The sequence below is a fragment of the Bradyrhizobium sp. BRP56 genome (genome assembly GCF_020194035.1).
In the GTDB taxonomy this organism is placed as follows: Bacteria; Pseudomonadota; Alphaproteobacteria; order Rhizobiales; family Xanthobacteraceae; genus Bradyrhizobium; species Bradyrhizobium australafricanum.
The window spans coordinates 87,328-113,633 of sequence record NZ_JADYVV010000020.1; the positions used below are offsets into that span (position 1 = coordinate 87,328).

Annotated in this window: 15 protein-coding genes; 8 read left to right on the forward strand and 7 right to left on the reverse strand. The window is 65.8% G+C overall.

What is annotated here, in order from left to right:
- Positions 1 to 10: 10 nt before the first annotated feature.
- Entirely contained in the window at positions 11 to 1,819 is a 1,809-nt protein-coding gene (locus I6F38_RS16595; protein WP_225161084.1) for a glycoside hydrolase family 15 protein, read from the reverse strand.
- Positions 1,820 to 1,834: 15 nt separating this feature from the next.
- Positions 1,835 to 3,787 (reverse strand): 4-alpha-glucanotransferase, encoded by a 1,953-nt coding sequence (gene malQ / locus I6F38_RS16600; RefSeq protein ID WP_225161085.1) that lies wholly within the window; start codon positions 3,785 to 3,787, stop codon positions 1,835 to 1,837.
- Between the two features lie 203 nt (positions 3,788 to 3,990).
- Here malQ and I6F38_RS16605 point away from each other — a divergent pair, with 203 nt between their 5' ends.
- From I6F38_RS16605 to treY, 6 genes are read left to right on the forward strand one after another with little or no spacing between them, the layout of a single operon-like run.
- Complete coding sequence (locus tag I6F38_RS16605; protein ID WP_225161086.1) at positions 3,991 to 5,940, forward strand: alpha-1,4-glucan--maltose-1-phosphate maltosyltransferase; 1,950 nt, start codon at positions 3,991 to 3,993, stop codon at positions 5,938 to 5,940.
- Positions 5,941 to 5,950: 10 nt separating this feature from the next.
- On the forward strand, positions 5,951 to 9,256 hold the full coding sequence (gene treS, locus I6F38_RS16610; RefSeq protein ID WP_225161087.1) for a maltose alpha-D-glucosyltransferase: 3,306 nt from the start codon (positions 5,951 to 5,953) through the stop codon (positions 9,254 to 9,256).
- Complete coding sequence (gene glgB, locus I6F38_RS16615) at positions 9,253 to 11,400, forward strand: 1,4-alpha-glucan branching protein GlgB (RefSeq protein WP_225161088.1); 2,148 nt, start codon at positions 9,253 to 9,255, stop codon at positions 11,398 to 11,400. The genes treS and glgB overlap by 4 nt, the downstream gene beginning before the upstream one ends.
- A gap of 3 nt (positions 11,401 to 11,403) precedes the next feature.
- The gene (gene glgX / locus I6F38_RS16620) at positions 11,404 to 13,476 is read left to right on the forward strand and encodes a glycogen debranching protein GlgX (RefSeq protein WP_225161089.1); all 2,073 of its coding nucleotides are present in this window, start codon (positions 11,404 to 11,406) and stop codon (positions 13,474 to 13,476) included.
- Positions 13,473 to 15,224, forward strand: coding sequence for a malto-oligosyltrehalose trehalohydrolase (gene treZ, locus I6F38_RS16625; protein WP_225161090.1), 1,752 nt, complete (start codon positions 13,473 to 13,475; stop codon positions 15,222 to 15,224). Before glgX ends, treZ begins: the two co-directional genes overlap by 4 nt.
- 4 nt (positions 15,225 to 15,228) lie before the next feature.
- Entirely contained in the window at positions 15,229 to 18,009 is a 2,781-nt protein-coding gene (gene treY, locus I6F38_RS16630; RefSeq protein ID WP_225161091.1) for a malto-oligosyltrehalose synthase, read from the forward strand.
- A gap of 9 nt (positions 18,010 to 18,018) precedes the next feature.
- Here treY and I6F38_RS16635 read toward each other — a convergent pair whose 3' ends face one another.
- Positions 18,019 to 18,327, reverse strand: coding sequence for a polyhydroxyalkanoic acid system family protein (locus I6F38_RS16635; RefSeq protein ID WP_225161092.1), 309 nt, complete (start codon positions 18,325 to 18,327; stop codon positions 18,019 to 18,021).
- A 168-nt stretch (positions 18,328 to 18,495) separates the two neighbouring features.
- Between I6F38_RS16635 and I6F38_RS16640 the strand changes: the two genes are divergently transcribed.
- Positions 18,496 to 18,660 (forward strand): DUF3309 family protein, encoded by a 165-nt coding sequence (locus tag I6F38_RS16640; RefSeq protein ID WP_076823921.1) that lies wholly within the window; start codon positions 18,496 to 18,498, stop codon positions 18,658 to 18,660.
- Positions 18,661 to 18,739: 79 nt separating this feature from the next.
- Here the strand turns inward: I6F38_RS16640 and ligD are convergent, their stop codons facing one another.
- Positions 18,740 to 21,382: a DNA ligase D gene (ligD, locus tag I6F38_RS16645; protein WP_225161093.1), complete on the reverse strand. Its 2,643-nt coding sequence runs from the start codon at positions 21,380 to 21,382 to the stop codon at positions 18,740 to 18,742.
- A 116-nt stretch (positions 21,383 to 21,498) separates the two neighbouring features.
- Here ligD and I6F38_RS16650 point away from each other — a divergent pair, with 116 nt between their 5' ends.
- The gene (locus tag I6F38_RS16650) at positions 21,499 to 22,386 is read left to right on the forward strand and encodes a Ku protein (RefSeq protein ID WP_057015087.1); all 888 of its coding nucleotides are present in this window, start codon (positions 21,499 to 21,501) and stop codon (positions 22,384 to 22,386) included.
- Positions 22,387 to 22,496: 110 nt separating this feature from the next.
- On the opposite strand, the gene I6F38_RS16655 is transcribed toward I6F38_RS16650, so the two are convergent.
- The 3 genes from I6F38_RS16655 to I6F38_RS16665 all read right to left on the reverse strand — a co-directional run bounded on the left by I6F38_RS16655 (position 22,497) and on the right by I6F38_RS16665 (position 26,285).
- The gene (locus I6F38_RS16655; RefSeq protein ID WP_225161094.1) at positions 22,497 to 22,739 is read right to left on the reverse strand and encodes a DUF6496 domain-containing protein; all 243 of its coding nucleotides are present in this window, start codon (positions 22,737 to 22,739) and stop codon (positions 22,497 to 22,499) included.
- A gap of 148 nt (positions 22,740 to 22,887) precedes the next feature.
- Positions 22,888 to 23,577 (reverse strand): response regulator transcription factor, encoded by a 690-nt coding sequence (locus I6F38_RS16660; protein WP_028332698.1) that lies wholly within the window; start codon positions 23,575 to 23,577, stop codon positions 22,888 to 22,890.
- Positions 23,574 to 26,285 (reverse strand): sensor histidine kinase KdpD, encoded by a 2,712-nt coding sequence (locus I6F38_RS16665; protein ID WP_225161095.1) that lies wholly within the window; start codon positions 26,283 to 26,285, stop codon positions 23,574 to 23,576. The genes I6F38_RS16660 and I6F38_RS16665 overlap by 4 nt, the downstream gene beginning before the upstream one ends.
- Between the last annotated feature and the right edge of the window lie 21 nt (positions 26,286 to 26,306).

The following is a 26,306-nucleotide window of genomic DNA, read 5'->3' on the forward strand; positions in this document are numbered from 1 at the left end:
CCGCGGTGGTTTAAGTCGACCGCTGCACCGCGGGCTTCTCGGCGTCGGCCCTGGCGGCGCTGAGATTGTGCGCGGTGTTGATCAACGCGATATGGGTCAGCGCCTGCGGGAAATTGCCGGTCTGCCGGCCGGCGCCGGAATCGAACTCCTCGGCCAACAGTCCGAGATCGTTGGCGACCGCCACCACGCGGTCGAACATGGTCTGCGCCTTGTCGACATCTCCTGCCAGCACATAGGCGTCGGCTAGCCACAGGCTGCAGGCCAGGAACGCGCCCTCGATCGGCTGGACCTCATCGGACATCTCGCGCGGATCGTGCCGCAGCACGAACCCGTCGCGCATCATGTGCCGCTCGACCGCGTCGATCGTGCCGCGGATGCGCGGATCGCCCGGCGGCAGGAAGCCGACCGACGGCAGCAGCAGCAGGCTAGCGTCGAGCAGCTTTGAGCCATAGCTCTCGACGAAGCTGTTGAGGCCGGGATCGAAGCCGCGTTGGCAGATGTCGCGATGGATGGCCTCGCGCAGCACCCGCCATTTGACCAGCGGCCCCTTGAAGCCGAACCGCTCCGCGCTCTTGATGGCGCGGTCGAAGGCGACCCAACACATCACCTTGGAGAACACGTAGTGTCTGGGGGCGCCACGGCGCTCCCAGATGCCGTGATCCGGCTGATCCCAGACATCGGCGAGATGGGTGACGACGGTGCACTCGAGCGACCAGTTCTCTTCGTCGAGCTTCAGCTTGGCCATGCGGGACTGATGGAAGGCGTCGATCAGCTCGCCATAGACGTCGAGCTGAAGCTGCGCATGCGCGGCGTTGCCGGCGCGTACCGGCTGCGCCCCTTCATAGCCGGACAGCCATCCGGCCTCCCATTCCAGGAGGCGTCGCTGGCCCAGGATGCCGTACATGATCTGCATGTTGGCCGGCGCGCCGGCGGCGGCCCGCAGCAGCCAGTTGTGCCAGGCTGCCGCTTCCTCGGTGTAGCCCGAGTTCATCAGGGCCAGCAGCGTAAAGGTGGCGTCGCGCAGCCAGCAGAACCGGTAGTCCCAATTGCGCGCGCCACCGAGCTTTTCCGGCAACGACGTGGTGGGTGCCGCGACGATGCCGCCGGTCGGCCTGAAGGTCAGCGCCTTCAGCGTGATCAGCGAGCGCATCACGAGGGCGCGTTGATAGCTGCCGTCATAGGTCGAGCGGCTGCACCATTCCCGCCAATATTCCTCGGTGTCCTTCAGCGCAGCCTCAGGGTCGATCGCCTCCGGCACCGGGTGATAGGACGGTCCATAGGTCAGGACGAACGGCACGGTATCGCCCTCCCCGATCTCGAAATCGGCGATCGTGGTCAGATCCTTGCCGCGGGTTTCGACCGGCGTGCGCAGCACGGTCATGTCCTGCCCGCTGATCGCCAGAAGCCCGTCACCATCCGGATTCTTCCGCACCCATGGGACATCGACACCGAAGCCGAAGCGGATCACCAGCTCCATACGCATCTTGACGCGGCCGCTGATGCCGCGAACGAGGCGGACCACATCGGAGGCGTTGCCGCGCGGCGGCATGAAGTCGATCAGCGCGACCGCGCCGCCTTCCACCTCGAACCGGGTCTCCAGGATCAGCGTATCGTCCCAGTAGCGCCGCGAGGTCTGCTTGATCTCGCCTGTGGGCGCCAGCAGCCAGCGACCGTTCCTCGACGTGCCAAGCAGCGCCGCGAAGCAGGGGTCGGAATCGAACGCCGGCCAACACAGCCAGTCGATCGAGCCGTCGCGGCCGACCAGCGCGGCGGTCTCGCAATCTCCGATCAGTCCATAGTCTTCGATACGAGAGGCCACGCGCTGCGCTCCGCGTTACCCGGTGTGCGAGCGCTCGCGGGTCGCGCGCTTGAGCGCGTCGACGTCGATCGCCGACGCGAGATGCTCGATCGAGACCGGGAGCCGCCGCTTCCAGTTCGGATGCTCGTAGACGGTGCCGGGAATGTTCGGTTGCTCGACAATGCCGAGCAGGTCCTCCATCGATACCGCCATCATCCGCGACCGCGTCTGTGCCAGGAAGCTTGCCACCGAATAGAAATCGTTCGCGTGGATGTCGTGCCGGCGCAGCACGTCGTCGAGCTGGCCGAGCGCGTGCCAGCGGCCCTCGTCGGTCTCGCCGGGATCGATCCCGAGCGCACGCTTGGTCTTGAGGTCGCTGAACGAGCGCCAGCCCGCATAGGTCGAAAGGTCGTGGGTGTTGAAGGTCACCAGCGCATCCGGCAAATAGTAGTCGGCGTTGCGGAAGACGCCCCGGTCGTCGGTCTCGAACATCATCACAAGATAGGACCAGATGCCCCAGCCGTTCATCTGCTCGCGGAACCCGGGAGGTACGGTGCCGAGGTCCTCGCCGATCACGACGCAGCGGCTCGCCACGCTCTCCTGCGCGGTCGCCGCCAGCAGCGCCTCGAACGGCATCAGCACATAGGCGCCATTGGCCGGGCCGAAGCCGCGCGGTACCAGATAGAGCCGCTTCAGCCCGAACGCGTGGTCGAGCCTGATCGCGCCGGCGTGGTGCATCGAGGCGCGCAGCATCTGCCTGAACGGCTCGAACGAGCGCTGTTCAAGACCCGCGGCATTGAAGCCGGCAAGCCCCCAGTCCTGGCCCGCCGTGTTGAGCGGGTCAGGCGGCGCGCCGACGCCGAGATGGCGCGAGATCGCGATCTGCTCATTCCAGGCGTCGAACCCGTCCGACTGCACGCCGACGGCGACGTCGAGATAAAGCCCGACCCGCATGCCGCGCTTGTGCGCCAGCGCCTGGCAGGCGCCGAGTTGACGGTCCGCGGTCCATTGCACGAATTCGACGAACTCGACCTCGGCGGCAGAATCGCGCGAGCGGCGCATTTTGGCACAAGCAGCATCGCTCGGCTGCCGCCATTCGTCCGGCCATTCCCACCACGGCGTGTTGAATTTGTGCCGCATCACCTCGAAGCAGGCGAAGCGCGACAGCAGCGTGCCCTGCTCGTTGCGATAGGCCTCGAAATCCTGCCAGCGGCCGAGGCCCGGGTTGGCCTTGAAGGCCGCGAACGCCGCGCGCAGCGCGGGCCATTTCTGCGCCGCGACGCCGACATAGTCGACCATGTCGTGGCTGCGGAGCGGTGCCAGCGCGGCCTTGGTCTCGGCATCGACGCGGAATTCGGGAATCTGCTCGACGTCGATGTAAAGCCCATTGAGGAACAGCCGGCTGTTCGGCGAGTACGGGCTGCAATCGCCGGGCCGATCGTCGAACAGCGCATGCAGCGGATTGAGCCCGACGCCGTCGGCGCCGAGCCGGTGGGCGAATTCGAGCAGGTGCTGCAGGTCGGTGAAGTCACCGATGCCCCAGTTGCGCGCTGACCGCACGCCGTAGAGTTGCACCGCGATCACCCAGCAGCGGTCGAACTCGCCGCCGAAGGCGCCGTGCGGCGCCACCAGCAGTGGCAGCTCCTCGCTGGCGCCCGATGCGTCCGACAGTTGCAGCCGATGCACGCCTTCGGGCAGACCGGACGGCCACGTCACACTGCGCTCACGCGCCTCGCCCTGCGCGAGCACCCCGGTGCCATCCGCAAGCTTCCATTGCACCGGAAGCCGGGCAGCTTCCGAGAGCTGCGTTTGCGCAGCCTGGCCGCCTCTGACCACCACGGGATCGGCGATGATCCGACGGGGCGCCTGCGGCGGCAGCGCGTCGAGGATCGCCGTGAGCGCCTCGGGGGTTGTCACACGGCGGTGACCGCTGCCATCGATATACTCGGTCTGGATTCCCAGGGTCTGGGCTTTGGCGTAAAGGTCCATTCGGCACGCTGCCTGCTCGCAACGGTTGGTGGATCGTTGCTAAATTGTACAGATACGGGAAAGGGATAGTTGATGTTCAACGCTCTACCCTATCCGGCGTTCCCACCGGGAACCATTGCCCGGCGAGCGGCTTTCTATATGGGTCTGGCGCGCCTCCTTCCCGGCGCCGGGACGTCATTTGCATTTTTAATGGCGGCATCACCGTGAACAAAACCCTCCGGCCTGTCGAGAGTGCCCATGGCACTTTTCATATCACCGATGTCTATCCGTCGGTTGATGGCGGCCGCTTTCTGGTCAAGCGCATTGTGGGCGAACCTGTCGAGGTGTGGGCCGACATCTACCGTGCCGGACATGACGTGATATCGGCGGCATTGGTGTGGCGGCGCGAGGGCGACAGCGAATGGCAGATCGCGCCGATGACGGCGCACAGCGATGACCGCTGGGGCGGCGCTTTCGTGCCCGACCGGCCCGGCCGCTACGCCTTCGCGATCGAGGCCTGGACCGATGAATTCGCCAGCTGGCGGCATCGCTTCGAGCAGAAGCCGCGCGACGGCAGCGATCGCACGCTGGACGCGCTCGAAGGCGCGGGCATGCTGACCCAGGCGCAGGCCGGCAGCCCGGCGGCGGCGGCCGTCATCATCAGGCAGTGCGAAATCTTTCTGCAGACCGGCGAACCAGGCGCGCTGCTCGCGCCCGAATTGCGGGAGGCGATGGCCGGCAGCCAGTTTCGCCGCGATCTGATGCGATCGCAGCTCTACCCGCTGACCGCGGACCGCCCGCGGGCGCGCAGCGGCGCATGGTACCAGATGTTTCCGCGCAGCCAGGGCAAGACACCGGGCACGCATGCAACCTTCAACGACTGCATCGCGCGGCTTCCCGACATCGCCGCGATGGGCTTTGACGTCGTCCTGCTCGCGCCGATCCACCCGATCGGCCGGCAGCACCGCAAGGGCCGCAACAATGCCGCGATCGCACAGGTCGGCGATCCCGGCAGCCCCTATGCGATCGGCGCAGCCGAGGGCGGCCACGACGCCGTGCATCCGGAACTCGGCACGCTCGGCGACTTCCGCGCCTTCGTGGCGGCAAGCCAGGCGCATGGCCTCGAGGTCGCACTCGATTTCGCCGTGCAGTGCTCCCCCGATCATCCCTGGCTGAACGAACATCCAGAGTGGTTCAAGCGGCGCCCGGACGGATCGATGCGCACCGCCGAGCATCCCCCGCAGCGCTGGGATGATGTCGTCAACCCGGATTTCGGATCCGAAGACGCCGGCGCCCTGTGGCGCGCGCTGCGCGACGTCGCGCTGTTCTGGGTCGAACAGGGCGTCAGGATCTTCCGGGTCGACAATCCGCACACCAAGCCGCTGGCGTTCTGGGAGTGGCTGATCCGCGAGGTGCGGGACCGCGACGCGGACGTGCTGTTCCTTGCGGAAGCCTTCGCGCGCCCGAAACTGATGAAGGGCCTCGCCAAGCTCGGCTTCACACAGTCCTACAGCTATTTCACCTGGCGGACGCAGCGCTTCGAGCTCGAACAATATCTCGGCGAGTTGACCTCCTATCCCGAGCGTGACTTCTTTCGGCCGAATTTCTTCGTCAACACACCGGACGTCCTGCCCTTCCACCTGCAAAGCGGCGAATCCTGGATGTTCAAGTCGCGTCTCGCGCTGGCCGCGACGCTTTCAAGCAGCTATGGCATTTGCAGCGGCTTCGAATTGCTCGAGCACACGCCGGTCCCCGGCCGCGAGGAATATCTCAACTCCGAGAAGTACGAGATCAGGGTTCGCAACTGGGAGCAGCCGGGGAACATCAAGCCCTATATCGCAGCTCTCAACCGGATCAGACGCGGCAATCCGGCCCTGCAACAATTCGCCAATTTGCGCTTTATCAGTGTCGATGACGGCGGCGTGATCGGCTTCATCAAGGAGGCGGTCGATCAGGGCAATGTGATCGCGGCCGCGATTGCATTGTCAGCCGAGCTGCGTGAGGTCTGGCTGCCGCTCGGCGACGTCATGGTCGGCCGTGGCGATGCCCGCCGCCCCGTCTCGGCAGTGGAAGACCTTGTCACCGGAGAGCGCCACGCGCTCGAATGGGGAGGCATCCGTCTACGTATAGATCCTGCGCGCGATCCCGCGTTGCTGCTGCGCTGTGTCGCCTGAAGGAGCCGTCATGAACGTATTCTCCTCCGTCAATACCCAGGAGAAGGTCGCAACCGAGACTGCGGACCAGCTGTGGTACAAGGACGCGATCATTTACCAGCTGCATGTCAAGGCATTTGCCGACAGCAACAATGACGGCATCGGCGACTTCGCGGGGCTGACGGAGAAACTCGGCTATCTGCAGGAACTCGGCGTCACCGCGCTGTGGCTGTTGCCGTTCTATCCCTCGCCCGGCCGCGACGACGGCTACGACATCGGCGACTATGGCGACATCAATCCCGATTTCGGGACGATGAAGGACTTCAAGCGCTTCATCCAGGAGGCCAAGAAGCGCGGCCTGCGCGTCATCACCGAGCTGGTCGTCAACCACACCTCGGACCAGCATGCGTGGTTCAAGCGCGCGCGCCGCAGCCCGCCGAATTCGAGCGCGCGCAGCTGGTACGTCTGGAGCGACACCGACCAGAAATACCTCGATACAAGGATCATCTTTACCGATACGGAGAAGTCGAACTGGACCTGGGATCCGGAGGCCGGCCAGTTCTACTGGCACCGCTTCTTCTCGCACCAGCCGGACCTGAATTTCGACAATCCGCGCGTGGTGCGCGCCATCGTGCAGGTGATGAAGCGCTGGCTCGACACCGGCGTCGACGGTTTCCGGCTCGACGCCATTCCCTATCTGTGCGAGCGCGACGGCACCAACAACGAGAACCTGCCGGAGACGCATGCCATCATCAAGCGGCTGCGCCAGGAGCTCGACGCCTACGCCAAGGGCAAGATCCTGCTGGCCGAAGCCAATCAATGGCCGGAGGACGTGCAGGAATATTTCGGCCATGGCGACGAATGCCACATGGCCTATCACTTCCCGCTGATGCCGCGCATCTACATGGCGATCGCCCAGGAAGACCGCTTTCCGATCACCGACATCCTGCGGCAGACGCCCGACATTCCCGCCGCTGCGCAGTGGGCGCTGTTCCTGCGCAATCACGACGAGCTGACGCTGGAAATGGTCACCGACGTCGAGCGCGACTATCTGTGGTCGACCTACGCCAACGATCCGCGCGCCCGCATCAATGTCGGCATCCGCCGCCGCCTTGCGCCGCTGATGGACAACGATCGGCGCAAGATCGAGCTGATGAACTCGCTGCTGCTGTCGTTCCCGGGCACGCCGATCATCTATTACGGCGACGAGATCGGCATGGGCGACAACATCTATCTCGGCGACCGCAACGGCGTGCGGACGCCGATGCAGTGGTCGCCGGACCGCAACGGCGGTTTCTCGCGCGCCGATCCGGCGCGACTCTACGCGCCGATGATCATGGACCCGGTCTACGGCTATGAATCCGTCAATGTCGAGGCGCAGTCGCGCAGCCTGTCGTCGCTGCTTTCGGCGACCAAGCGGCTGATCGCGGTGCGCAAGTCGACGCTTGCCTTCGGGCGCGGCACCATGACCTTCATCCGCCCGGAGAACCGCTCGGTGCTGGCCTATGTGCGCCAGTACCAGGGTGAGGCGATCCTGTGCGTCGCCAATCTGTCGCGGTCGGCGCAGGCCACCGAGCTCGACCTCTCCGCCTTCAAGGACCGCATTCCGCTCGAGATGCTCGGGCGCACGCGCTTCCCGGCGATCGGCGAGCTGCCCTACATGATCACGCTCGCGCCGTACGGCTTCTACTGGTTCCAGCTGCAGGAGCGCGACAAGTCCGAGCCGGTGACGCCGCGCGCGGTCCCGGAATTCGAGACGCTGGTGGTGCCGCTGAATTCGACCTGGATGTCGCTGGCGCGCACCCGCGGCGTGTTCGAGCACGACGTGCTGCCCGGCCATCTCGCCCGCACGCGCTGGTATCCGGAACGATCCGCGAGCGCGATCCAGCCGATGCTGGTCTCCGCGATCCCGTTCTGCGACATCGGCGACAACCGGCCGTGGCTCGCCTTCTTCGAGACCACGCAGCGCGGCACCACCAGCCGCTACGTGCTGCCGATGCAGATCGAATGGGTGCGCTTCGACCGCGAGCGCTACAATCCGCGCGCGTTCGCCGCCGTGCGCCAGGGCGCGCGCGAGGGCACCTTGCTCGATGTCGCCACCGACCAGATCTTCACCGGCCTGTTCCTGCGCAACTTGCGGGAAAACCTCACGGTCGACGAAGGCGAGCAGGGCCTCAAGCTCGAATTCCGGCCGACCAGCCGCTTCTCCGACCGGCCGGTGCGGCAGCCCGAGCGCATCCGGGTGTTCGAGAACGACCAGCCGCATTCGACCGCGCTGGTCGACAACGAGTATGTCACCAAGATCTACCGCAAGCTCGAGGTCGGTATCAATCCGGAGATCGAGATGGGCCGCTTCCTCACCGAGGTGGTCAACTTTCCGAACACCCCTGCCTTGCTCGGCACCGCCGAGTTGATCGAGGGCGACAAGCGCAGCGCCATCGCCGTGCTGCATGCCATGGTCGTCAACCAGGGCGACCTCTGGACCATCGCAGGCGCACACCTCGACCGCCTGGTCGAACGGCAGCGCCTGCTGACAGTGAGCGAGCACCCCGTGGAGAACGGCGACCAAGCCACCTATCTGCGCCACATGTCGCATAGCGGAAAGCGGCTCGCCGAGCTGCATCTGGCGCTCGCCAGCAACCGCGACCTGCCGGACTTCGCGCCCGAGCCGACCAAGCCCGACGACCTGCAGCGCTGGGCCGACGAGATCATGGCGCGCGCCGAGCGTGTGTTCGATACGCTGAAGCAGCGGCGCGGCTCCCTGAAGGAGGCCGACCGGCTGCTGGCCGATCAGTTGCAGGCCCAGCACGACACGCTGCCGGAGCGGCTCAAGGCACTGCTGCCGCGCGAAACCGACGGCTTCAACATCCGGCATCACGGCGACCTGCATCTCGGTCAGTTGCTGGTGGTCAAGGACGACGTCTTCATCATCGATTTCGACGGCGGACCGGGCCGCACCATCGCCGAGCGGCGGCGCAAGGCACCGCCGGCGCGCGACGTCGCCGGCCTGATCCGTTCGATCGACTATGCGGCGACCGCCGCGCTGGAACGCACGCTCAAGGTCTCCCCCGACGAGAGCGGCCGGTTGAGCCTCGCCTTGGCCGACTGGCGCGACCAGGCCGCGGATACCCTGCTGGCGGCCTATCGCGAGACGGTGGCAGGCCAGCGGCTGTGGCCCGCCGACGCCAAGACGGCCGATCGCCTGCTCAATTTTTTCCTGCTTGAGAAAGCCTTCTATGAGATCGAGTATGAGCTGGCCAACCGGCCGGATTGGCTGCGGGTGCCGCTCACCGGCCTGCTGAGGATCCTGGCGCAACAGCCGCATGAGGTTGCATGAGCAAACTGCCCGCCGAGGCCTATGCCATCATCGAGGGCCGCCACTCCGACCCCTTCCACTATCTCGGGCTTCACCCCGAGGGGGATCGCAACGTCGTGCGCGCCTTCCTGCCCGATGCCAGCAATGTCGAGGCGATCGGCGAGCATGGCGAGACCGCACAGCTGGCGCGAATCCATGACGCCGGCCTGTTCGCAGGCCCCCTGCCGAACGGCTCGACGCGCTACCAGCTCCGCGCCCGCTTCGGTGACAACGTCGTCGAGCTCGAGGATGCCTACCGCTTTCCGCCGATCCTGAGCGATTTCGATCTCTATCTGCTCGGCGAAGGCACGCATCAGCGCGTCTACGATACGCTCGGCGCGCATCCGATGACGCTCGACGGCGTCGACGGCATCGGCTTCGTGGTGCTGGCGCCGAATGCGCGGCGGGTCAGCGTGGTCGGCGACTTCAATTTCTGGGACGGACGGCGGCATCCGATGCGCGTGCGCGGCCCGGGCTACTGGGAACTGTTCATCCCGCGTGCAAGGGTCGGCGACCACTACAAGTTCGAGATCATCGGGCGTAACGGCCAGCATTTGCCGCTGAAGTCCGATCCCCTGGCGTTCGCCGCCGAGGTGCGCCCGAAGACCGCCTCGATCGTGATCGACGAGCGCAAGATCCCGCATCCGCGCCCGGCGCCGGATCGCGTCAACGCGCTGAGCTCGGCGATGTCGATCTACGAGGTCCATCTCGGGTCGTGGCGGCGCAAGGGCCGCAACGAGTGGCTGACCTATCGCGAGATGGCGGAGCAGCTGCCGGCCTATGCCAGCGACATGGGCTTTACCCATGTCGAATTCCTGCCGATATCAGAGCATCCGTTCGACGGCTCCTGGGGCTACCAGCCGACGGGCATGTTCGCGCCGACCAGCCGCTTCGGCTCGCCGGACGATTTCGCCGCGCTGATCGACGCCTGCCACGGCGCAGGGCTCGCCGTGCTGCTCGACTGGGTGCCCGGGCATTTCCCCGACGATCCGCACGGGCTCGGCAATTTCGACGGCACCGCGCTCTACGAGCACGCCAATCCGCTGCAGGGCCGTCACCTCGATTGGGGTACGCTGATCTACAATTACGGGCGCACCGAGATCACCAACTTCCTGGTGTCGAACGCGCTGTTCTGGCTTGATCGCTACGGCATCGACGGGCTGCGCGTCGATGCCGTCGCCTCCATGCTCTATCTCGACTACAGCCGTCCCGCCGGCGGCTGGATTCCGAACAAATATGGCGGTCGGGAGAACATCGAGGCGATCGACTTCCTGCGCCGCTTCAACACCGAATTGTTCGCGCATTTTCCGCAGGCGACGACGGCGGCGGAAGAATCCACCGCATGGCCGCAGGTGTCGCGTCCCGTCGAATATGGCGGGCTCGGCTTCGGCTACAAGTGGAACATGGGCTGGATGCACGACACGCTGAAATACATCGGCAAGGACCCGATCCACCGCAAATACCATCACGGCGACATCCTGTTCGGCTTGCACTACGCCTTCTCGGAGAACTTCATCCTGCCGCTGTCCCACGACGAGGTCGTGCACGGCAAGCGCTCGATCCTCGGCCGCATGCCCGGTGACGACTGGCAGCGCTTTGCCAATCTGCGCGCCTATTACAGCTTCATGTTTGGTCACCCCGGCAAGAAGCTGATGTTCATGGGCTGCGAGTTCGGCCAGGAGCGCGAGTGGAATCACGACTATTCGATCGATTGGCATCTGCTGCAACAGCCGAAGCACAGCGGCATCCAGAACCTGGTCCGCGACCTCAACCGGCTCTATCGCGCGCTGCCGGCGCTGCACGAGCTCGACTGCGACCAAGCCGGCTTCGAATGGGTCATCACTGACGATGCCAACAACAATGTGTTCGCCTGGATCCGCAAGGGCAATGCTGAGCGCGCACGCTGCCTCGTGGTCGCGAACTTCTCACCCAACGTCTACCGCAACTATCGCGTCCCGGTGCCGTTCGCGGGCAAGTGGCACGAGGTGTTCAACTCGGATTCCGCGCATTACGGCGGCACCAATGTCGGCAATGTCGGCGAAGTGCGCGCATCGGAGGGCGCGACGCCCGAACTGAACCTGACCATTCCGCCGCTGGCTGCGATCTTCCTCGTACCGGAAAGCTGATTGATGCGACTGACCGGGGGTACGTCCGCACGGCTCGGTGCAAGCTGGGACGGCAGAGGCACCAATTTTGCGCTGTTCTCGGCCAACGCGGAGAAGGTGGAGCTGTGCCTGTTCGACGGCCAGGGCCGCCGCGAGCTCGAGCGGATCGAGATGCCGGAGCGCACCGAGGACGTCTGGCACTGCTATCTCAACGACGTCTCGCCGGGCCAGCTCTACGGCTATCGCGTCTACGGGCCTTACGCGCCGGAGCGCGGCCATCGCTTCAACGCCAACAAGCTGCTGCTCGACCCCTACGCCAAGCGGCTCGCCGGCCGGCTGGTATGGAGCGACGCGCATTTCGCCTACCGCACCGGCAGCGCGCGCGAGGACCTCTCGTTCGACCGGCGCGACAATGCCCGCGGCATGCCGAAGGCGGTCGTGGTCGACGAGACCTTCAACTGGGGCCGCCGCGAGATCCGGCCGCATATCCCCTGGGAAGACACCATCATCTACGAGGCCCACGTCAAGGGCCTGACGCAGAAGCGCGAGGACGTGCCGCCGAACCTGCGCGGCACCTATGGCGGATTGTCGTCGCCTGCGATGATCGACCACCTCAAGCGGCTCGGCGTCACCACCATCGAGCTGTTGCCGATCCACGGCCTGATCGACGACCGTATCCTGGTCGAGAAGAAGCTCGCGAACTACTGGGGCTACAACAGCATCGCCTTCTTCGCGCCGGAGGCACGCTACGCCCAGGACAATGCGCTCGATTCCTTCCGCACCACGGTGGCGCGGCTGCACGATGCCGGCATCGAGGTGCTGCTCGACGTCGTCTACAACCACACCGCCGAGGGCAACCATATGGGCCCGACGCTGTGCTTCCGCGGCATCGACAATGCCTCCTATTACTGGCTGAACCGCGAGAACCCGCGCTTCTACGACGACTTCACCGGCTGCGGCAGCTCGGTCAACCTCACCCATCCGCGCGTGCTGCAGATGGTGATGGATTCGCTGCGCTACTGGGTCGAGGTCTGCCATGTCGACGGCTTCCGCTTCGATCTGGCCACCACGCTGGCGCGCGGGGCGAACGGGTTCGATCGCAACCACCCCTTCCTCACCGCGATCCGCCAGGACCCGGTGCTGGCGACCGCCAAGATGGTCGCCGAGCCCTGGGACCTCGGTCTCGGCGGCTACCAGGTCGGCGCGTTTCCATCGCAATGGTCGGAATGGAATGACCGCTATCGCAGCGCGATGCGGCGCTACTGGAGCGGCGAAGGCAGCCTGATCGGCGACATCTCGGGCCGCATGACCGCATCCTCCGATCTGTTCCACCACGACAACCGTGCGACCCGCGCCAGCGTCAACCACATCACGGTGCATGACGGCTTCACGCTCGCCGATCTCTTCAGCTACAACGAGAAGCACAACGAGGCCAATGGCGAGGACAATCGCGACGGCTCCAACGACAATCACAGCAACAATTGCGGCCATGAGGGCCCGACCGACGATCCTGCCATCATCGCGCTGCGCCGGCAGCTCAGGAAGAATGCGCTGGCCTGCCTGCTGCTCGCACAGGGCACGCCTTTGATTCTCGCCGGCGACGAGGTCGCGAACACGCAAGGTGGCAACAACAACGCCTATTGCCAGGACAATGAGACCGGCTGGATCGGCTGGGAGAACCTCGGCACGGACGACGACGCCATCGATTTCATCGGCCACCTCACCGCGCTGCGCCAGCGCTTCGGCCAGATCCGCTGCCAGCGCTGGCTCGACGGCCGCCGCACCGACGGCAGCTACGGCGTGCTCTGGCTGACGCCGGCAGCGGAGGAGATGAAGGAATCCGACTGGAAATTCCCCGAAAGCCGATTCCTCGCCTATGTGCTGGGACCGATGGAACCAGGACAGGCGCCGATCTTTATCGTGCTCAATGCGGCACCGCAGGAGATCGTGTTCAGGATGCCGAGGATGGCGGAATACAAGAGCTGGCGGCAGGTCCTGAACACGACCAAGGCCGAGCAAACGGGTGAGCAATTCGCATCCGGCGCCGATACCAGGGCACCGCCGCGCTCGGTGCTGGCATTTGCAGGCTCCACATGAACAGACAACATTTCGGCGCCGAGCTGACACCTGACGGCACGCGCTTCCGGCTCTGGGCGCCGGCGGCCAAGCGCGTCGACCTGCTGATCGACAAACCGCATCCGCTCACGCGCGATGCAGCCGGCTGGTACGTCGCCGAGATCCCGGGCGCGCGCGCCGGCACGCGCTACAAATTCCGCATCGATGACGAAGTCGATGTGCCGGATCCCGCCTCCGCATTCCAGCCGGACGACGTGTTCGGCCCGAGCGAGGTGATCGACCACGCCGCCTTCAAGTGGCGCGCGACGGACTGGCGCGGCCGTCCCTGGCATGAGGCCGTCGTCCTCGAGGCCCATGTCGGCACCTTCACCCGCGAGGGCACCTATCGCGCCATGATCGACAAGCTCGATCATCTGGTGGCGACCGGCATCACCGCGCTCGAGCTGATGCCGCTGGCGGATTTCGCCGGGAAGCGCAACTGGGGCTATGACGGCGTGCTGTGGTACGCGCCCGACAGCGCCTACGGCCGGCCCGAGGACCTGAAGACCCTGATCGACGAAGCGCATCTGCGCGGGCTGATGGTGATGCTCGACGTGGTCTATAATCATTTTGGGCCCGAGGGGAATTATCTCGGCCGCTATGCGCCCTCTTTCTTCAGTGACGCGCACACGCCGTGGGGCAGCGCGATCGACTATCGCGTGCCCGAAGTGCGCGCGTTTGCGATCGGCAGCGTGGTGAGCTGGCTGCGCGACTATCGCTTCGACGGGCTGCGGTTCGATGCGGTCAATACCATCGTCGAAGCCGGCGAAGTCTCCGTGCTCCATGACTTCAGCAAGGCCGCCGGCAAGCTCGCCACCGAGACCGGCCGCTCCATCAACCTCGTGCTCGAAAACGGCGACAACATTGCAAGCCTGCTCGATGCCGCCGAGGATCCGCCGCACGGCAAATTCCGCGGCCAGTGGAACGACGACTATCATCACGCCTGGCACGTGCTGCTGACCGGCGAGACGCAGGGCTATTATGGCGACTACCGGGCGCCGAAGCAGGACCTCGCACGCGCGCTGTCGTCCGGCTACATCTACCAGGGCGAAGTCTCGGAGTTCTGGGGCGGCAAGGCCCGCGGCGAGCCGAGCGGCATGCTGTCACCGACCTGCTTCATCAACTTCCTGCAGAACCACGACCAGATCGGCAACCGGCCGCTCGGCGATCGTCTCGTCAGCATTGCCCGGCCGGAGGCGGTCGCGGCGGCGCTGGCGGTGACGCTGATCGCGCCGACCACGCCGATGCTGTTCATGGGCGAGGAATGGGGCGCGACGACGCCCTTCCCGTTCTTCTGCGATTTCAAGGGCGATCTCGCCAATGCCGTCCGCGCCGGACGGCGCAAGGAGTTCGCCTGGGCCTATGCCAAATATGGCAACGACATTCCCGACCCGCTTGCCGACGAAACGGTGCGATCGGCCGTGCTCGACTGGGCGGCGCTCGGCCATGATCCGGCGCGTGCGCGGCTTGCGCTGGTGCGCGACCTGCTCGCCGTGCGCCGGCAGGAGATCATGCCGCGGCTCAAGGGGTGCCGTTTCGGCGATGCCATCGTGGCTGGCGACCTGTTGACGGCGCATTGGCAGATGGGCGACGGCAGCACGCTGCGGCTGACAGCCAATTTGTCCGCTCGCGACATCCCCGATGGACCGGAGCCGAAGGGAACTGCGATCTGGGGCGGAGCGTTGTCCAGCGACCTCCCCGGCTGGGCGGTGCGCTGGCACATCGGATAGCACAATGCCTCCGGCGATCCCGATCGCAACCTACCGTCTGCAACTCACTGCCGATTTCGACTTCGATGCCGCCGCCGGCGTGGCGCCGTATCTGAAGGCGCTCGGCATCAGCCATGTCTATGCGTCGCCCTTCATGAAGGCGCGCAAGGGCTCGACCCACGGCTATGACGTCGTCGACCACACCAAATTCAATCCGGAGCTCGGCGGCGAAGAGGGCTTTGCGCGGCTGAGCGACGCATTGAAGCGCCATGATCTCGGCCTGATCCTGGATTTCGTGCCGAACCATGTCGGCGTTCACTTCGCCGACAATCCGTGGTGGCTCGATGTGCTGGAATGGGGACCGGTGTCGCCGCACGCGGTCTCCTTCGACATCGACTGGGACCTGCTGCCCTACCGCGGGCGCGGCGGCGTGCTGCTGCCGATCCTCGGCTCGTCCTATGGCCAGGCGCTGGAGCGCGGCGACATCGAGCTGCGCTATGACGCGAACGAGGGCAGCTTCTCGGCCTGGTATTTCGAGCACCGCCTGCCGATCGCGCCGGAGCGCTATGGCGAGGTGCTGCGCACCATCGTCCGCGAGGCCGCGGCCGAAGACAACCCGCCCGGACGCGCGATGCTCGAGCTCGCCGCGCAATACCGGGCGCTGCGTCACCCCAACCGCATCGAAGCGCCGGCGGTGAAGGCGGCGATCAAGGCGATCGAGGGCGGCGCCGAAACCATCGCACGCGGCCTCGATGCCTATCGCGCCGGTGAGGACCGCCCGACCCAGACGCTGGCGCTGCATCATTTGCTGGAACGCCAGCACTACAAGCTCGGCCACTGGCGGCTGGCGTCCAGCGACATCAACTATCGCCGCTTCTTCGACGTCAACACGCTGGCCGGCCTCAGGGTCGAGGACGCCGCCACCTTCGAGGCGAGCCATAGCCTCGTGAAGCGGCTGATCGCCGAGGACCGGCTGCAGGGCCTGCGGCTCGACCATATCGACGGCCTGCGCGATCCCGCGCAATACTTCCAGCGGCTGCGCCGCCTGATCCGCTCCGCGCAGGGCGCTAAGGCCAGGCCGTTCTACATGGTGATCGAGAAGATCCTCGGCGAGGACGAGAAGCTGCCGAGATTCAGCGGCGTTCACGGCACCACCGGCTATGAATGGATGAATACGATCAGCCAGGCACTGGTCGACGGTCGCGGCCTCGATCCACTGAACGAGATCTGGCGCCAGATCAGCAACCAGTCGCCGAACCTGACGCCGGTGTTGCGCGAGGCCAAGCAGCGCGTGCTGGAGACGCTGCTCACCAGCGAATTCACCGTGCTGGCGCGGCTGCTCGCGCGCATTGCCAGCGGTCACTACTCGACCCGCGACTTCTCCGGCGACAGTCTGCGGCAGGCGCTCGAGCTCTATGTGCTGCACTTTCCGGTCTATCGCACCTATCTCACCACCTCGGGACCAGCCGCGCATGACCGCACGCTGATCAGCAAGACCATCGAGCGTGCCCGCGCCGACTGGTTCGCCGCCGACGAAGGCATCTTCGATTTCCTGCGCGATGCCTTGACCATGGACCTTTTGCAGCCCGGCCGGCCGCCGCATGGCGCGCCGCGGGTGCGACGCTTCGCGCTGAAGGTGCAGCAATTCACCGGGCCGATGATGGCGAAGTCGCTGGAGGACACCACCTTCTATCGCTATCACCGGCTGCTGGCGCTCAACGAGGTCGGCGGCGATCCGGCGGCGAGCGCGATCGCGCCCGAGACCTTCCATGCCATGATGCAGGCCCGCGCCCGCGAATGGCCGCACGGCATGACGGCGACCGCGACCCACGACACCAAGCGCGGCGAGGACGCCCGCACCCGCATCATGGCGCTTGCGGAAATCCCCGGCGAGTGGACCAGCGCGGTGGCGCGCTGGAAAGTGCTGAATGCGCCGCATCTGGTGCTCGACGGCGAGATGCGCGCGCCATCGGCGACGTTCGAATACATGCTGTATCAGGCCCTGCTCGGCGCCTGGGATCCCGATGATGCATCGCTCGCCGCCCGCATCCAGGCCTACGCGCTGAAGGCGGCGCGCGAGGGCAAGCAGGAAACCAGCTGGCTCAATCCGCACCAGCCTTACGAGGCCGGCGTGAAAGCCTTCATCGAGCGGATCCTCGATCGCAAGACCTCGCCGGAATTCCTCGATGCGCTGGGGACGCTGGCGCAACGGACCGCGTTGATCGGCGCGCTGAATTCGCTCGGCCAGATCACGCTGAAGGCAACCATGCCGGGCGTGCCGGATTTCTACCAGGGCACCGAAAGCTGGGATCTTTCGCTGGTCGATCCGGACAACCGCCGCCCGGTCGACTTTACCGAACGGGCAGGAATGCTCGCCACGCTGGAGATGCCGGATTGGGATGCGCTGGCGCAAAACTGGCGCGACGGCCGTCTCAAATTCGCATGGACGCGGCATCTGCTACGGCTCCGCAACGAGCTGGCCGATGTGTTCACCAGCGGCGACTACGTGCCGCTCGCGGTCAGCGGCCCGCACCGCGATCACGTCATTGCCTTCGCGCGGCGCCATGGCCGCGAGGCGGCCATCGTTGCGGTGGCAAGGTCATTCGCCCCGTTCACGCAGGGCGGCCGCAGCTGGCCGCGCCCCGAGGCTTTTGAAGGTGAAATCGACGTGACGGGGTATGCGCTCAGGGATGGCGCAACCCGGATTCAGCTCCCGGAACTGTTCGGCAATCTGCCGGTTGCCGTGCTCAAGACAAGGGTCGCGGGGACGAAACGCACCGCAAGGCAGGCGCGCTCGCACGCCTGACGTCCTGCGTCAGCGCTTGGTCAGCAGCAATTGCCCGCGCTTGCGGATCGCCACCTGCGCGACCTCGGCGAACCGTTGCAGCAGCCACGGCAGCGTCACCTCGACGCGCACATGGGCATCCTCGACATCGACATGCCCGGCCGCGACCTGCCCCAGCGCTCGGACACGAAAGCTCATCCGGTTGTCGTCCCAGCGCTCCTCGTCGACGCTTATGACCGGCAGGTTCGCCGTCGCGCGCGACAGGCCCGTTTTCAAGCGGCGCATCGCCTCGTCGCGGCCGAGGCTATGGGGTATCGAAACGATCAGCGGCGCCGACATTGCGATGCACTCCTCCGTGGGTTTGGTTGATGTAGTTCTGTTCCAAGGCAAACGGAAGAACCACACAGGTTTATCACAGCGCCAACTCCGGAACCTTCACAGTTACGGGTTGTTTTCCTTCCCGAAGGGCAGAAACGAGACGAGCCCGCGGGGCTGAGGAGACGCTACATGTCAATTGGAACGATCATTCTCATCATTCTGGTCATTGCGCTGCTTGGCGGCTTCAGCGGCATCGGCGGCGGACCGTTTTACGGCACCGGCTATTACGGCGGCGGCGGGCTCGGCCTGGTCGTCGTGATTCTGCTGATCCTGCTCCTGATGGGACGACTGTAGCCCTTGGTAGCGTTGCGTCCTGCCGATATCGACGACCAGCATCACCCGCGAAAGCGGGTGGTGCTTCGTTGGACGGCGCTTACTTGGCCGCGAGCTTCTTCATCGCCGACTTGATCGACGAGGCCGCGTCCTCGTAGCCATCCCAAGCCTTCGTCTTCGCGAGCAAGGCCGGCACGGTGCGCAGCGTGAATTTCTTCGGATCGAGATCACCGCGCAGTTGCGGCCAGGTCAGCGGCATCGACACCGTCGCCCCCGGCCGCGCCCGCGGCGACAACACCGCGACCGCCGTCGACATCCTGTCGTTGCGCAAATAGTCGAGGAAGATCTTTCCCGTACGCTTGGCCTTGGACATGTTGATCAGATAGCGCTCGGGATCGTCCAGCGCCATCCACTGGCAGACCGCCTGCGCGAACGCCTTGGCCTCCTTCCACGTCACCTTGTCCCTGCTGCCCGCGAGCAGCGGTGTGACGACGTGGAGACCCTTGCCGCCGGTGGTCTTGCAGAAGCTTTCGAGGCCGACCGCGGTCAGCCGTTGCCGCATGTCCTTGGCGGCGTCGATCACGTCGGTGAATGCAACATCGGGCGCGGGATCGAGATCGAACACCAGCCGGCCCGGCGTGTCATAGGCATCGGGCGCGCAATTCCAGGGATGCAGCTCGAGGCCGCCGGCCTGCGCGACCGCCGCCAGGCCCTCGATCCGGTCGATCTGCAAATAGGGTTTACGGTCGCCCGAGACCTTCGCAAGCTTGAGCAGCTTCGATGTGCCGGCCATCGCATGACGCTGGAAGAAGGTCTCGCCCTTGATGCCGTCGGGCGCACGCACGATCGAGCACGGCCGGCCCTTGAGATAGGAGATCATCCATTCGCCGACCGCCGCGAAATAGTTCGCGAGGTCGAGCTTGGTCACCGGCTCGCCATCGCCCGCATCGGGCCACAGCGCCTTGTCCGGGTGCGAGATGACGACACCCATCACCTCGCTGGACGCTTTCCCGGCGCCCTTCTTCGCCACGCCCTTGGCCATCGGCTTCACCACTTTGGTTACTACCGGCCGCTCGGCCTCGACCTCGTGCGCCGGCTTGTCCTGGCGCAGGCCCTTGAAGGCGGCCTGGCGGATATTGCCGGCGTCGGTCCAGCCGGCGAACTCGATCTCCGCGACCAGCTCAGGCTTCAGCCAGTGCACGTCGCGGGTCTTCTTCGGCGCATCCTTGCCGCCGAACGGGCTCTTGTCCGCCTCCGCCGCCTTCAGCGCCGGCATGATGCGGCGGACCGTGTCCTGGCCGAAGCCGGTGCCGACGATGCCGACAAACGCCAGATGATCGCCGCGATAGACGCCCGCCATCAGCGAGCGAAATTTGCCATTGGTGGTCTTCCAGCCGCCGAGCACCACTTCATGGCCGGCGCGGATTTTTGCCTTGGTCCAGTCGTCGGAGCGGCTGGAACGGTAGGCACCGTCGAGCCGCTTGGAGACGATGCCTTCGAGGCCGAGCTTGCGCGCGGATTCCAGCACCGCCTCGCCGCGCTGCTCGAAATGTTCGACATAGCGGATCAGGTGGTTCTTGCCCTTGCGCGCCGCGAGCAATTGCTTCAGCCGCGTCTTGCGCTCGGCGAGCGGCAGCGGGCGCAGGTCCTCGGTGCCGGCGAACAGCAGGTCGAACGCGTAGAAGATCAGCCGATCCGTCTTGCCGTCGGAAAGCGCGGCCTGCAGCGTCGAAAAATGCGGCGTGCCGTTCTTGTCGAGCGCTACGATCTCGCCATCGATCAGCGCGTCCGGCAACTTCTCCGCCTCCTTCACGATCGCGCCGAACTTGGCGGTCCAGTCGAGCCCCTTGCGCGTCTTCAGCACGGCCTCGCCGTCTTCGACACGCAACTGTACGCGGTAGCCGTCGAACTTGATCTCGTGGCACCAGCCCGTGCCATTGGGTGGAGACTCGACCGCGGCGCAGAGCTGCGGCGCGACGAAATCGGGCATCTCCGATACCTGCTTCGGTTTCGCCTGCCGCGTCACTTTCAGCCGCTCCTTGGGCGCCGGCGCCTTGGTCCTGGCGCGCGCGTCCGCAGCCATGCCGTGGTTGGACTGCCAGACCGCGTCCGCTTTGGCCTTCCCGTTGCCCTTGGCCAGCATGAACGGCTTCGGCGCCCGGCCCTTGCCGGCCGCGATCTGCGCCATCGAGCGTCCGGAGGCGACCGAACGGTCCTCGTCGAGGATCTCCTCGCCGTTGCCGTCAACGGCATATTCGTCGCGGTGCTTGATCAGGAGCCAGTTGGTGCGCTTGCCGCCAAAGCGGTCGCTTTTCATCCGCACCAGCACCCAGCTGCCGTGCAGCTTGTCGCCCTCAAGCGTGAACTTCAGGTCGCCCTTCTTGAAGCCACGCTCGGGATCGTCCGATTCCCAGGTGCCGCGATCCCACAGTTGCACGGTGCCGCCGCCGTATTGGCCTTCGGGAATGGTGCCTTCGAAATCGCCATAGTCGAGCGGATGATCCTCGACCTCGACCGCCAGCCGCTTGTCGTGCGGATCGAGCGACGGTCCGCGCGTCACCGCCCAGGACTTGAAGACGCCGTCGAATTCGAGCCGCAAATCGTAATGCAACCGCGTCGCGTCGTGCTTCTGGATGACGAAGCGCCGCTGCTTGCTGGGTGCGACCTTGACGTCGCCTGACGGCTCGCTGGTCTTCTCGAAGTCGCGCTTCTTGCGATAGGTGGACAGGTTTCTCAGCGACACAACAAACCTCGGCAAACCCTCGGCGCAAACGACGGCCGCCGCCTCCGTGCGGCCATCAGGAACCAAAACCCACGGTATCCGTTCAAGTTCCAAACTCAAGCTGTTTGGAGGCGATCATGGCCGCTCCCCGCGCCTACTGGAAAGGCACGCTCAAGCTCTCGCTGGTGTCATGCCCGGTGGCGCTCTACCCGGCCTCGACCGCGGTCGAGAAGACCCGCTTCCACATGATCAACCGGGAGACCGGCAACCGGCTGAAGCAGCAGATGGTCGATACCGAGACCGGCGACGTTGTCGAGGGCGATCAGAAGGGCCGCGGCTACGAGGTCAGCAAGGGCAAATATGTCGAGATCGAGAAGGACGAGCTCGAAGCGGTGCAGATCGAGAGCAACCATACCATCGACATCGACAGCTTCGTGCCCGAGGGCGAGATCGACAAGCGCTATCTCGACCACCCCTATTACATCAGGCCCGACGGCAAGGCCGGCGTCGACGCGTTCGCGGTGATCCGCGACGCCATGAAGGATCAGGACCGCGTCGCGCTGGCGCGGATCGTGCTGACCAACCGCGAGCATGTGATCGCGATCGAGCCGCTCGACAAGGGCATGCTCGGCACCACCTTGCGTTACCCCTACGAGCTGCGCGACGCCGACGATTATTTCGACGACATCAGGAGCCCGAAGGTCACGAAGGACATGATCGAGCTCGCCGGCCATATCCTCGACAGCAAGGCCGCGCATTTCGATCCGTCGAAATTCAAGGACGAGTACGAGACCGCGCTGAAGGCCCTGGTCCGCCGCAAGGCGGCCGGCAAGCCGATCAAGGCCGCCGAGCGCGAGGAGAAGCCAAGCAACGTCGTGAGCCTGATGGACGCGCTGCAGCAGAGCCTGAAAGGCGGCAAGAGCGGCGCAAGGCGCTCGCGCTCCACCGCGCGCCGCCCGACCCCGCATCGCCGCGCCGCCAAGAAGGCGCACCGGTCAAGCGCGCGGCGACGCAAGGCGGGGTGAGGCAAATTCCACTCGTCATGCCCGGGCTTGACCCGGGCATCCATCGACTTGGTCAGAACAACGTGGATGGCCGGGTCAAGCCCGGCCATGACGAAGCAGACGGCCTGGCCCTACTTCTTCTTCGAGCTCTTCCGCTTCTTGGCTGTCTTGCGCTTCTTCGCCGTCTTCTTCTTTGACGACTTCTTCGGCACCTTCCTGCCCTTGGCACGCGCCTCGGATAGCCCGATCGCGATCGCCTGCTTGCGGCTCTTCACCTTCTTCTTGGAGCGGCCGCTGCGCAGCGTGCCGGCCTTGCGTTTCTTCATCGCGCGCTCGACATCGCCCGATGCCTTCCGCGAATATTTCCTTGCCATGGCTTGTCTCCCGCTAACGGAAAACAAGCCTCGATGGCAGCGAAAGTTCCGTTTGGTGTCGTCGGGCGACGGCACCAACGTAGCCCGCATGAGCGCAGCGACATGCGGGAGATGCCCCGGATATCGCTTCGCTCATCCGGGCTACATGTTAGTCCGCCGCGCGCAGCCGATAGCCGATGCCGGTCTCGGTCAGCACGAATTGCGGACGCTCCGGGTCGGCCTCGATCTTCTGGCGAAGCTGGCGCACATAGACCCGCAGATATTGCGCGTCGGTCAGTTCGTCCCATAATTCCTTCAAGAGGAAGCGGTGGGTCAGCACCTTGCCGGCATGCTGCACCAGCACGCGCAACAGGTCATATTCCTTCGGCGACAGCTTGATCTCCCTGTCGCCGACCTTGACGATCCGGCGCACCAGGTCGACCGAAAGATCGCCGGAGCGGAACACCGGCCGCTCGCCCTGCACCTGCAACTGGTGCCGCAGCGCCGCGCGCAGCCGCGCCAGCAATTCGTCCATGCCGAACGGCTTGGTCAGGTAGTCGTCGGCGCCGAGATCGAGCGCCTGCACCTTGCCGGCCTCGTCGCCGCGGCTCGACAGCACCACGATCGGCACGCTCTCGTTGCGGCCGCGGATCATGCGCAAGAGGTCATGGCCCTGAATGTCGGGCAATCCGAGGTCGAGGATGATCAGCGCCGGTCCCTCACCCAGCATCTCCAGCGCCAGCTTGCCGTTGGATGCCTCGAGGATGTCATAGCCCTGCGTGCTCAGCCCCATCCGCAGCAACTTGCGGATCGGCGGCTCGTCGTCGATGACCAGGACCTTGATCGGCGTGGCGTTCATGCAGCAGTGTCCAGCGCGTTGGTGTCGGCGGGGATCGGCAGGCGGATGGTGATGATGGCGCCGCTGCGGTCGGCGCGGTTGGCCGCCGCGATCGTGCCGCGCATCGCCTCGACGAAGCCGCGCGAGATCGCAAGCCCGAGGCCGGTGCCGGGACGGACATGGTCGCCCTTCTCGGCGCGATAGAATTTGTCGAACACGCTTTCGAGCTCGGCCGCGGGAATCCCGTTGCCTTCATCGAGGATCTGCAGCGCGATGGTGTCGCGATCGCGGGCGCCGCGGATCGAGATCGTGGTGTCCGACGGGGCGTATTTGGCAGCGTTGTCGAGCAGATTGAACAACACCTGCTCGAACAGCACGGCGTCGAGCTCCAGCATCGGCAGGTCGGCCGCGAGCTCCAGCGATACCCGGTGATGCACCAGGATCTTGCTCGCCCGCCGCAGCGCGCTGCCGACGATCTCGCCGACATCATGGCGCGCCGTGTTCGGCACGATCGCGCCGGATTCCAGCTTGGTCATGTCGAGCAGATTGGCGATGAACCGATTCAGCCGCTCGGACTCGTCGATCACGGTGGCGAGCAGATCGTGCTTCTGCGCATCGCTCAGGTTGGCGCCGAGGTCGCGCAGCGCCGAGGCCGAGCCGAGCACCGAGGCCAGCGGCGTCTTGAGATCGTGCGAGATCGAGGTCAGGAGCGCGCCGCGCAGCCGGTCGGATTCCACCGTGCGCTTGACGCGATCCATGTCCTCGACCAGCAGCACGCGCTCGATCGCGAGCGCGCCCTGGTCGACCAGCGCGTCGAGCAGCCGGCGCTGGTCCGGCGTCAGCAAGGGCCCGGTGCGGTCGTCGTCGATGCCGATCACCCCGATCGGGCCGCGGCCGGTGCGCATCGGCAGGAACAGCCGTTTGCCCCCCGGCAGCGTGTCGGAGCCGCGGCCGGCCGGGCGGTCGTTGCCCCAGGCCCAGTTGGCGGCGGCAAGATCGGCCTGGTCGAGCTGATCCTCCGGCGGATAGCCGCTCTTGACGGTCAGCATCCCGTCCTCCGGCAGCAGCAGCACCACGCGCACCTTGAGCATCAGCGCGATCTGGTAGGCGGTCGCCCACAGCACGTCGTCCAGTGTCGCGGTGCCGGCAAGCTTGCGGCTGAAGGCGTAGAGCGATTCGGTGGTGCGGACGCGGCTGATCGCGGTGTCAGCCTGGGTGCGCACCCGCGCCGCGACGTTGGAGACCAGCAGCGCGATCAGCATGAAGAAGAAGAACGCCGCGACATTGGTCGGGTCAGTGATGGTGAAGGTATAGACCGGCGGCAGGAAGAAGAAATTGTAGCACAGCGAGGCCGCGACGCTCGCCAGCAGCGACGGCCCGAGGCCGTAGCGCGCCGCGGCGCCGACCACGGCGGTGAGAAAGACGAGGTCGACATTCTCGATGCCGAAGAACGGCTGGATCAGCTTGGCCGCGCCGAGCCCGAGCGCCGCCAGCAGAAGCGCCATCAGATAGGGCCGCGGATTGAACGGTTCCTGCCGCTGCGCGGTCTGCACCGCCGCCTTGCCGACCGGCAGCTCGTCGCCGGCGATCACGTTGACGCTGATATTGCCGGCGCGGCGCACCAGGTCGTGCACCACGGATCCATGCGTCAGCTCGAACCAGCGCGAGCGCGTCGACTTGCCGATGATGATCTGGGTGACGTTGTTGGCCTGGGCGAAATTGATGACGTCGTCGGCGATGCGGCGGCCGACGCCTGGCAGCGTCAGCGCCTCGCCGCCGAGCGCTTCCGCGAGCCGCATGGTGTCGGCCAGCCGATCGCGCTGCTCGTCGGAAAGTTGCAGGCTGCGCCGCGTCTCGATGCTGACCGCGGTCCATTGCGCATGCAGCCGGTCGGCGAGGCGCTTGGTGTAGCGCACGAGCCCGGCCGCGCGCGGATCCTCGCTCAGGCACACCAGGATGCGCTCGCCGGCGGCCCAGGGTCCGGCAATCGCATTGGCCTGCATGTGGTTGAGCAGCTGCTCGTCGACCCGCTCGGCGGTCCGGCGCAGCGCCAGCTCGCGCAGCGCGGTCAGATTGCCGGGCGAGAAATAGTGTTCCAGCGCCCGCTCAGCCTGCTTGGGCACGTAGACCTTGCCCTCCTTCAGCCGCTGGATCAGATCGTCGGGCGTCAGGTCGATCAGCTCGATTGCATCGGCACGATCGACCACCGAGTCCGGCACCGTCTCGCGCACCCGCACATGGGTGATCTGCGCGACGACGTCGTTGAGGCTCTCGATGTGCTGGATGTTGATCGCGGTGTAGACGTCGATGCCGTTCGACAGCAGTTCCTCGACGTCGAGATAGCGCTTCGGATGCCGGCTGCCTGGTGCATTGGTATGAGCGAGCTCGTCGACCAGCGCGAGCTGCGGCCGCCGCGCGATCAATGCATCGAGGTCCATTTCCTCGAGCGTCTGGTCGCGATAGGTCAGCCGCTTCCGCGGCAGCACCTCGAGACCCCTGAGCAGCGTCTCGGTCTCGACCCGGCCGTGGGTCTCGACGACGCCGACCACGACGTCGACGCCCGCCTTGAGGCGGGCGTGGGCGCTCGAGAGCATCTCGTAGGTCTTGCCGACGCCGGGGGCGGCGCCGATGAAGATCTTCAGCCGCCCCGATCGATCGGTCTCCCGGCGCGCCGCCTCCAGCAGCGCATCCGGCGAGGGTCGTTTATCAGGGTCGCGCTGATTGGCCATACCGCAATATAGTCATCCTGC